This window comes from Streptomyces sp. OfavH-34-F, assembly GCF_022347745.1.
GTDB lineage: Bacteria > Actinomycetota > Actinomycetes > Streptomycetales > Streptomycetaceae > Streptomyces.
This window is the reverse complement of the sequence record NZ_JAKRGC010000023.1, coordinates 33,310-41,589: the sequence shown is the minus strand read 5'-3', so window position 1 is coordinate 41,589 and position 8,280 is coordinate 33,310. Positions and strand designations below refer to the sequence as shown.

Here is an 8,280-nt window from a genome sequence, read left to right as displayed (position 1 = left end):
GGCCGGGGCCGGGGCCGCCGGGGTCGCCGGGGTCGCGCCCACCCGTCTGGCCGCCCGGTTGAGCCGCGCGACGTAGGTGCCGGAGCCGGTGCGGCCCGCCAGGAGCCCTTCGGCCTCCAGCCGGGTGTACGCCTCGGCGGTCACCGTGCGGGACACGGCGAGGTCCTGGGCGAGCGTACGGGTCGAGGGGAGCCGTTCACCGGGCGGCAACAGCCCGGAAAACACCGCTTCACGCAGCGCGTCGACGAGCTGGGCCACCAGGGGCCGGCCGCCGTCGCGGTCGAGGGCGACCGGCACGGCCAGATGGGGTTTGGCCCGTTGGGCGGGTAACGGGCGGTCCACAGGTGGCATCTTCGGTCTGCCTTCTATTGGCCATTGGTCGAGGTCCATTCCGAGGGTAGCTTCGGCGTTCGGCGCTTCGAGGCGACGGCGTACCGAGCCGTGGGGGGCGCCGGTCCCGGAGGGTGGAGACGGCATGGGCGCCAGGGTGTCGCCGCAGGAGTACGGGGTCAGCGAGCGCAACGGCTTCCTGCCCGACGCCGCCCCGCTGACCCGGCTGCCGGGCCGGTTCGCGGAGTGGGACGAGATCGGCGCGGAGCTGCCGAAGCATCTGGCGGCGGGCCGGGCCCGGGAGTTGCTGGCCGGTGTCGCCCCGCTCGACCCGGGCACGCTGACCGCTCCGGCGGAACGCGAGCGGGCCATGCTGCTGCTGTCCTACTTCGGCCACGCGTACGTCTTCGGCGGCGAGGTCCCGGCGACGGTCTGCCCGGCGAACATCGCGGTGCCCTGGCACCGGGCGGCCGGGCTCCTCGGCCGGCCGCCGATCCTGTCGTACGCCACCCAGCAGCTGCACAACTGGGGCCGCCTCACCGACGATCCGCGGATCGAGCTGGGGAACCTGTACCGGCTCCAGGACTTCCTCGGGGGGATGGACGACGACTGGTTCGTACTGGTCCACGTGGCGATCGAGGCCGCCGCGGCGCCGGTGCTCCGCGCCTCGCTCGCCGCGCAGGACGCCGTCCTCGACGACGACGGCGACGCCCTCGCCCACGCCCTGGGCGAGGTCGCCGCGGGGCTCGGCGTGATGAGCGGCACGCTGGCGCGGATGCCGGAGCGCTGCGATCCGTACGTCTACTACCACCGCGTGCGCAGTTTCCTCTTCGGCTGGGACAACAACCCGGCGCTGCCGGACGGGCTCGTCTACGAGGGCGTGGACGCCTACGGCGGCAGGCCGCAGCGGTTCGGCGGTGAGACCGGCGCGCAGAGTGCCATCATCCCGTTCCTGGACGAGGTCCTCGGCCTGGCCGGGGACGACGACCCGCTCGCCGCGTACATGCACGCGCTGCGCGCCTACATCCCGCCGGGGCACCGGGCGTTCATCGAGAAGGTGGGGCCCCGGGTCGATCTGCGGGGCTTCCTGCTGCGCCACCGCCCGGCCGGGGCGGTGGACGCCTACGACGCGTGCGTCGCGGCCATGGCCGACTTCCGCGAGCTGCATCTGCGGTACGCGGCGATGTACGTGCACAAGCAGGCGCAGCGGTCCGCCGCCAACTCCAACTCGGTGGGCACCGGCGGCACGCCCTTCATGCGGTACCTCAAGGGCCATCTGGACACGGTGCGCGCCCACCGCATCGGCGCGCCGTGACGGCCCCGCCGGCCCGTCCCCGGGTCCACCGGCGGGCGCTGCCCGGCGTCGATCCCCGGATCTTCGCGCTGCGGGTACCGGACGAGGTCGACGCCTTCGTCGTCCGCACGGAGCGGTTCGTCGCCCTGATCGACACCCTCGCCACGCCCGAACTGTGCGAGCAGGCCCTGGACCTGATCGCCGATGAGGCCGCCGGGCGCCCCCTCCTGGTCGTGAACACGCACGCCGACTGGGACCACGTGTGGGGCAACGCGGCCGTCGAGGGGCGGGCGCCGGTCATCGGCCACCGCTCGGCCACCGCCCGCGCCGGTTCGGCGGAGGCGCTGGGGACCTTGCGCGACAAGCGCGCGGCGGACGACCGCTTCGCCCGGGTGCGGCTGGTCGCCCCGACCGTCACGTTCGACACCTCGCTGACCCTGGACGGCGGCGATCTCACCCTGGAACTCCTGCACACCCCGGGCCACACCCCGGACCACGTCGCCGTGTGGATTCCGGAACTGCGCGTGTGCCTGGCCGGGGACGCCGCCGAGGACCCGCTGCCCGAGCTGTGGGAGGGCGACGCGTCGTCGCTGGCGCGGCTCACCGCCTCGCTGGACCAATTGCGGGCCCTGGCGCCGGACCATGTGCTCCCCAGCCACGGCGGTACGACGGACCCGGCGCTGCTCGACCGCAACCTGCGCTATTTCGCGAGCCTGACGGGCCGGTACGCGGACGCCGTGCGCGCCGGCGGCCCGGAGTTCGAGGCGGTGTTCCCGGATACCGCCGAACTGTCCGACCGGGCCAGGGCGTTCTACCGCGCCTGCCACCACAAGGCGGTCCGGGCGGCGGCCTCCCTCCTCACCGGCCCGGCGGAACAACCGCCCCGGTAGAACGCCCGGCCGGCCGCCGGCCCGGTTCGCGTCAGGCGGAGCGCAGCAGGGCCCCCGCCGGGCCCTCGGCCGGGTCGAGCACGGCGGCGGCGATCCGGTGGTCGGCGCTGAGCGAGGACCACACCTCGTCGAGCAGCTCCGCCGCGCTGCGGGCCCCGGTGCGGGCCTCGGTGTACGGCGGGGCCGTCGCCACGTCCACGCCGTCCGACACGTAGGTGGTCAGCAGGACGGCGTCGCCCGGCGCGAGTTCGTCGGTGGCCAGCGTCATCACGTTGGCGCTGGTCCGGGACGACCGGCTCGGCCGGGCCGCGCCGAACACGACGGGGTGCGGGGCGCGTACGCCGAGGAGCGCGGTGATCCGCGAGGTGAGGATCGGCGGGTCGGGCTCGTAGGAGAGGTCGCCGAGCGAGTCGGCGGCGGACGCCCCCGCGTCCAGCCGGTCCGCGACGGTGGACACCTGCTCGCCGTTGCCGAACACCAGCCAGTCCGCGGTCCGCCGGGCGGCGACGTAGTGGCGCAGCGCGTCGTGCTCGGTCGCGGCGGCCGGGGCCACCACCAGCTCGTCGCCCCGCGGCAGCAGGGTGCGCTCGCGGGACGCGGCGCTGCGGCCCGTCAGGAAGTAGGCGCCGTACACGTCGCCCGCGAGCGTACGGGCGCACAGCACCCCCCGCCCCGGGTAGCGGTTGCCGGCGAGCAGGCCGGTGAGGTCGGTCATGGTGCCACGTCCGTTCTTTTCCTTCGTCGCGTCGGGGCGTGCCGATGAGTCGGGGCCGCCCGATGGGTCATCCTTTCGTCATCAGCGGAAGACCGGAAGGAATCCCATGGCCCAGTTGCTGCGGGTGCAGAACTTCAACGTCTCGGCGGACGGTGTCGCCGCCGGCGAGGACCAGACCCTGGAGCGGCCCTTCGGCCATGTCGATCCCGACAGGATGTTCGCCTGGGCCGGGGCGACGGCGAGCTGGCCCAACCGGACCGAGCCGGGCGGCAGCCGGGGTCTGGACGACTATATGACGCGGGACTTCTCGCACAACATCGGTGCCGAGATCATGGGCCGCAACAAGTTCGGCCCCCAGCGCGGACCCTGGACGGACTACGAGTGGCAGGGCTGGTGGGGCGACGAACCGCCCTTCCACACCCCGGTGTTCGTCCTCACCCACCACGAGCGCCCCTCGATCACGCTCTCCGACACCACGTTCCACTTCGTGTCCGGCGAACCCGCCGACGTCCTCGCCCGGGCGCGCGAGGCGGCGCAGGGCAAGGACGTCCGCCTCGGGGGCGGGGTGACGACGGTCCGGGAGTTCCTGGACGCGGATCTGGTGGACACCCTGCACGTGGCGGTGTCCCCGGTGGAGCTGGGGTCGGGGCTGCGGCTGTGGGAGTCCCCGGACGAGCTGCGCGACCGGTTCCACCTGGACGTCGTACCGAGCCCGAGCGGGGTGACGCACCACCTCTTCTGGCGCAAGTGAGCCCGTACGCCCCTCAGTGGTAGGCGTGCACCACGGCGTGGCCCTTGCCCCGGCCGATCATCCACCGGTTGAACGGTGTGGTGATCACGAAGGCGAGGGCCAGCGAGCCGGCGAGCGCGCCCCAGAACAGGAGGCTGGACAGGCCCGCGTCCATGGCGCCGGGGATCGTCACCATGACGGTGTTGTCGATGATCTCCATGACGGCGATCGACAGGGTGTCGGCGGCGAGCGCCACCTTGAGGGCCTGCCGCAGGGGCACGTCCGCCTTCAGGACGCCGCGCATGGTGAGCGCGTAGCCGAAGACGAAGGCCAGGGCGATGGAGAGGGCGACGGTGGCGCCGTTGTGCAGCCCGGCGGCGGTGCCGATCACCATGCCCAGGATCTCGCCGATGGCGCAGCCGGTGAGGCAGTGGAGGGTGGCCTGCGCGGCCATGCGCCAGGAGGTGTGCCCCGCGTGGTCGCCGTGGTGAGCGTGTGCGTGGTCCATCGCGTTTCCCTCCGTCGGTGCGAGCGGGTCACGGGACGGATGTCCCGGCCGCACACCCATAACCGTATACCCCCTAGGGGTATTCCCGCAGCCTCTTTCCACGGGTTGTTCGATCCACGTTGCATGACCATGCGAGAAGATGCATACTCTTCCCATGTCTAAGGTCCTCACCTCCCTGCCCACCGGCGAACGCGTCGGCATCGCCTTCTCGGGCGGCCTCGACACCTCGGTCGCGGTCGCGTGGATGCGCGACAAGGGTGCCGTCCCGTGCACCTACACCGCCGACATCGGCCAGTACGACGAGCCCGACATCGCGTCGGTGCCGGGCCGCGCCCAGGCGTACGGCGCCGAGCTGGCCCGGCTGGTGGACTGCCGCGCCGCGCTCGTCGAGGAGGGCCTGGCCGCGCTGACGTGCGGGGCGTTCCACATCCGCTCGGGCGGCAGGGTGTACTTCAACACGACGCCGCTCGGCCGCGCGGTCACCGGCACGCTGCTGGTCCGGGCGATGCTGGAGGACGACGTCCAGATCTGGGGCGACGGCTCGACGTACAAGGGCAACGACATCGAGCGGTTCTACCGCTACGGCCTGCTGGCCAACCCGCACCTGCGCATCTACAAGCCCTGGCTGGACTCCGCGTTCGTGACGGAACTGGGTGGCCGCAAGGAGATGTCGGAGTGGCTGGTCGCCCACGGCCTGCCGTACCGGGACAGCACGGAGAAGGCGTACTCCACCGACGCCAACATCTGGGGCGCCACGCACGAGGCCAAGACGCTGGAGCACCTGAACACGGGCGTGGAGACCGTCGACCCGATCATGGGCGTGCGGTTCTGGGATCCGTCGGTCGAGATCGAGACCGAGGACGTCACGATCGGCTTCGACCAGGGCCGGCCGATCACGATCAACGGCGAGAAGTTCGAGACCGCCGTCGACCTGGTCATGAAGGCGAACGCCATCGGCGGCCGGCACGGCATGGGCATGTCCGACCAGATCGAGAACCGGATCATCGAGGCCAAGAGCCGCGGCATCTACGAGGCGCCGGGCATGGCCCTGCTGCACGCCGCGTACGAGCGCCTGGTCAACGCGATCCACAACGAGGACACCCTCGCCCAGTACCACAACGAGGGCCGCCGCCTGGGCCGGCTGATGTACGAGGGCCGCTGGCTGGACCCGCAGGCGCTGATGGTCCGCGAGTCGATCCAGCGCTGGGTCGGCACGGCCGTCACCGGCGAGGTCACCCTGCGGCTGCGGCGCGGCGAGGACTACTCGATCCTCGACACCACGGGCCCGGCGTTCAGCTACCACCCGGACAAGCTGTCGATGGAGCGCACCGAGGACTCCGCCTTCGGCCCGGTGGACCGCATCGGCCAGCTCACCATGCGCAACCTGGACATCGCCGACTCCCGCGCCAAGCTGGAGCAGTACGCGGGCCTGGGCATGATCGGCAACGCCAGCCCGGCCATCGGCGCGGCCCAGGCCGCCGCCACGGGCCTGATCGGCTCCCTCCCGGAGGGCGGCGCCGAAGCGATCGCCTCCCGCGGCGAGGTCTCGGACAAGGACGAGATGCTGGACCGCGCCGCGATGGAGTCCGGCACGGACTGACCCCCCGGCACACGCAAGGGCCGGGCACCCCCGAGGGGGGCGCCCGGCCCTTCGCCGTACCGCGTCACCGGCTCCGGTGGGCGCTCATCTTCCGGACGATCCCGCCGGCACCGCTCACATCGACGTAGTCGCCGGACGACACGGCGCCGCCCGTGGTGGACCAGCCCGCGAAGTTCCACCGCCAGTCACCGTCGAGCGTCGCCGTGACGGTGGCCTTCAGCGCGCCCGTGGAGCTGGACCGCACCGTCTTCACGGTGCTGTACGAGGTGGTCCCCTTCGGCCGGAACTGCAACCGGACCGCCGCGTCCGCGACCCCGGTGTACGTGTGCTTCACCCAGTCCGCCCGCTTGAGGCTTCCCGTCACGGTGATCGGCTTCCCCTTCTTCACCGGCTCCGGCCCGGCGTCGACGGTGGCCTTGGCGTAGCGCTTGACCTGGACGCGTGCGGACGTGTCCCGGTACTCCTCGGCCAGGAGACCTCCGCTGTCCTTCCAGAGGCGCTTCATGACGCCGATCTTCCACGTCGTCGCGTCGCTGTTGGACCTCAGCCGGTACTGGAAGTGGTCGAACGAGAGGGTTCCCTCGCAGTCCGCGATCCGGCGGGCCGTCTCGTAGCAGGTGTAGAGCCCCATCCGGAGCCCGTCCTCGTCGTAGCCCCTGGCCGGTGTGCTCCCGCGGTAGAGGAACGGCTCCCCGTCGTACGCGAAGGGGTCCTCCGTGGTGTAGCCGGGAGGAAGGGTGATCCGGAACGTCACCGCGGGCTCCTCCTTCATCATGGCGCCCACCACCAGGGGCTTCCCCCCGTTGATGACGATCCGCGACACCTCGATCCCCGTGTCGGCGGCCCGCGCCGTCGGTGCCGTGAGCGCCGAGAGGGCCAGCGCCCCCACGAGCGCGGCCACGGCGCCGGTTCTGCCTGATCTCATACGTACCTCGTCGCTGCGTGGATGAAAGACACACCGCCCCACCCGAACCCCCGGGACAGCGGCCCCACCAGTATGTGATCTTCCCCCTGCCCCCGGTACGGCCGGCGGCAGCCTTCGAAGGACCGGCAGGGTGGCCGTGCCTCGGTCAGCTCGGGCCTGGGCTGCACGCGCGCCATCGAGGCCGGACACACGGCACCACCCGCAAGAACGCGGCCGACAAGCGTCGGCAGGCACGGTCTTCCACTCGGATCACGGGGCGGGGAGAACTCCATGATCCTGGAAGTCCGCTCCTGTCACGTTCAAGTTGCACTGCCGCCTGACAGACCGCCAGGAACCGGACGTCACACAACTTCGCCGAAGCCTGGTGGCCGGCCCAGTACGTGATCTTCCTCGAACCCGAGTCCGACAGCCCCATGCCACCGGACAACGTCTGGCCACACCCGGCCGTCATCCGGCGTGCCGATCTTCCCTGGGGAAGACACGACTTTCCGGCCCATCCAGCACCCCGAAGAATCCTGGCCCACCGAGCCTGCCGCCACCCTGAACAGTCAGGCGCCCGCGTCCGTCTCCCAGATCTCACCGAGGACCTCCTGAAGATCCCCGCCCCATGCCGTCGGCGAGCGCTTCGACCGGATCAGGCACTCCACCGGCTACCTGTTCCCGGAGCAGGGAGTCGTACTCGCCGTGATCAAGGAGCTCCTCGACCACGCCCAGATCGGCGTCACCGTCACCGTCTACATTCACGTCCGGCTTCACCGGCCTGATCGGTCCCCGCCCGAAAATCAGCGCCGAAGCGATTGCCTCGCACGGCGAAGTCTCGGACGCGGGACGAAATGCTGGACCGCGCTGGAGCAGGACAGCACGACGCAGCACCGCCGGTCTGGGCCCCTCCCAACTCATCGTCGGTGCTCAAGCAACTCCTGAAACTTCACACGCGCGTACGGATCACACTCTGGCAACTCAATCAGCTCTGTCGCCAGTTCCGCCGCGCACTCCGGCACCCAAGCAAAGAGATCCGCTACCGCATCAACGCGATCCTCAACCCTCGACGCATCAAACGCAATGGACCGCAGCCTGGTCGCTACGCTGCGCTTCGCAGCCGCAGACAATCCATTCGTGATAGCTCTGACGAAGTCGTCAGGAGGCAGGTATCCGTGCTTCTCCACGTAATGATAGATGAGGTCGGGCGAAGCGAAACATTCCCCACTCTCGACGAAAACATGAATCTCAGCACTTCCCAGCGCGACAGATGCGCCACCGATTTCAGCCATGACGCCGTTCTTGCTTT

General features: G+C 71.1%; 9 protein-coding genes. 4 read left to right on the top strand and 5 right to left on the bottom strand.

The window, feature by feature from the left end; all coding sequences use genetic code 11:
• Positions 1-342 (bottom strand): GntR family transcriptional regulator (locus MHW47_RS07035; RefSeq protein ID WP_374230058.1); only part of this gene is annotated, 342 nt, incomplete at its 3' end.
• Positions 343-475: 133 nt separating this feature from the next.
• Here MHW47_RS07035 and MHW47_RS07030 point away from each other — a divergent pair.
• Both MHW47_RS07030 and MHW47_RS07025 read left to right on the top strand, forming a co-directional pair.
• Entirely contained in the window at positions 476-1,645 is a 1,170-nt protein-coding gene (locus MHW47_RS07030) for an indoleamine 2,3-dioxygenase (protein WP_239221756.1), read from the top strand.
• Complete coding sequence (locus tag MHW47_RS07025) at positions 1,642-2,514, top strand: MBL fold metallo-hydrolase (protein ID WP_239221755.1); 873 nt, start codon at positions 1,642-1,644, stop codon at positions 2,512-2,514. The genes MHW47_RS07030 and MHW47_RS07025 overlap by 4 nt, the downstream gene beginning before the upstream one ends.
• Positions 2,515-2,545: 31 nt before the next feature.
• Here the strand turns inward: MHW47_RS07025 and MHW47_RS07020 are convergent, their stop codons facing one another.
• A complete protein-coding gene (locus MHW47_RS07020; protein ID WP_239221754.1) occupies positions 2,546-3,229 on the bottom strand; it encodes an IMP cyclohydrolase in 684 nt (227 codons plus the stop codon).
• Between the two features lie 106 nt (positions 3,230-3,335).
• On the opposite strand from MHW47_RS07020, the gene MHW47_RS07015 reads away from it, so the two are divergent.
• Positions 3,336-3,980, top strand: a complete 645-nt coding sequence (locus MHW47_RS07015; RefSeq protein WP_239221753.1) for a dihydrofolate reductase family protein — start codon at positions 3,336-3,338, stop codon at positions 3,978-3,980.
• Between the two features lie 13 nt (positions 3,981-3,993).
• Here MHW47_RS07015 and MHW47_RS07010 read toward each other — a convergent pair whose 3' ends face one another.
• Positions 3,994-4,467, bottom strand: coding sequence for a DUF4396 domain-containing protein (locus MHW47_RS07010; protein ID WP_239221752.1), 474 nt, complete (start codon positions 4,465-4,467; stop codon positions 3,994-3,996).
• 154 nt (positions 4,468-4,621) lie between these two features.
• Here MHW47_RS07010 and argG point away from each other — a divergent pair, with 154 nt between their 5' ends.
• Positions 4,622-6,067, top strand: a complete 1,446-nt coding sequence (argG, locus tag MHW47_RS07005) for an argininosuccinate synthase (protein WP_239221751.1) — start codon at positions 4,622-4,624, stop codon at positions 6,065-6,067.
• Between the two features lie 64 nt (positions 6,068-6,131).
• Here the strand turns inward: argG and MHW47_RS07000 are convergent, their stop codons facing one another.
• Together MHW47_RS07000 and MHW47_RS06995 are read right to left on the bottom strand one after the other, a co-directional pair.
• Entirely contained in the window at positions 6,132-6,992 is an 861-nt protein-coding gene (locus MHW47_RS07000; RefSeq protein ID WP_239221750.1) for a hypothetical protein, read from the bottom strand.
• A gap of 896 nt (positions 6,993-7,888) precedes the next feature.
• Positions 7,889-8,263, bottom strand: coding sequence for a hypothetical protein (locus MHW47_RS06995; RefSeq protein ID WP_239221749.1), 375 nt, complete (start codon positions 8,261-8,263; stop codon positions 7,889-7,891).
• Positions 8,264-8,280: the final 17 nt, after the last annotated feature.

Excerpts from the sequence above, each read along its gene's own strand:
- MHW47_RS07030 (WP_239221756.1), top strand. The coding sequence starts at position 476 with ATGGGCGCCAGGGTGTCGCCGCAGGAGTACGGGGTCAGCGAGCGCAAC.
- MHW47_RS07020 (WP_239221754.1), bottom strand. The coding sequence starts at position 3,229 with ATGACCGACCTCACCGGCCTGCTCGCCGGCAACCGCTACCCGGGGCGG.
- MHW47_RS07015 (WP_239221753.1), top strand. The coding sequence starts at position 3,336 with ATGGCCCAGTTGCTGCGGGTGCAGAACTTCAACGTCTCGGCGGACGGT.
- MHW47_RS07010 (WP_239221752.1), bottom strand. The coding sequence starts at position 4,467 with ATGGACCACGCACACGCTCACCACGGCGACCACGCGGGGCACACCTCC.
- argG (WP_239221751.1), top strand. The coding sequence starts at position 4,622 with ATGTCTAAGGTCCTCACCTCCCTGCCCACCGGCGAACGCGTCGGCATC.
- MHW47_RS07000 (WP_239221750.1), bottom strand. The coding sequence starts at position 6,992 with ATGAGATCAGGCAGAACCGGCGCCGTGGCCGCGCTCGTGGGGGCGCTG.
- MHW47_RS06995 (WP_239221749.1), bottom strand. The coding sequence starts at position 8,263 with ATGGCTGAAATCGGTGGCGCATCTGTCGCGCTGGGAAGTGCTGAGATT.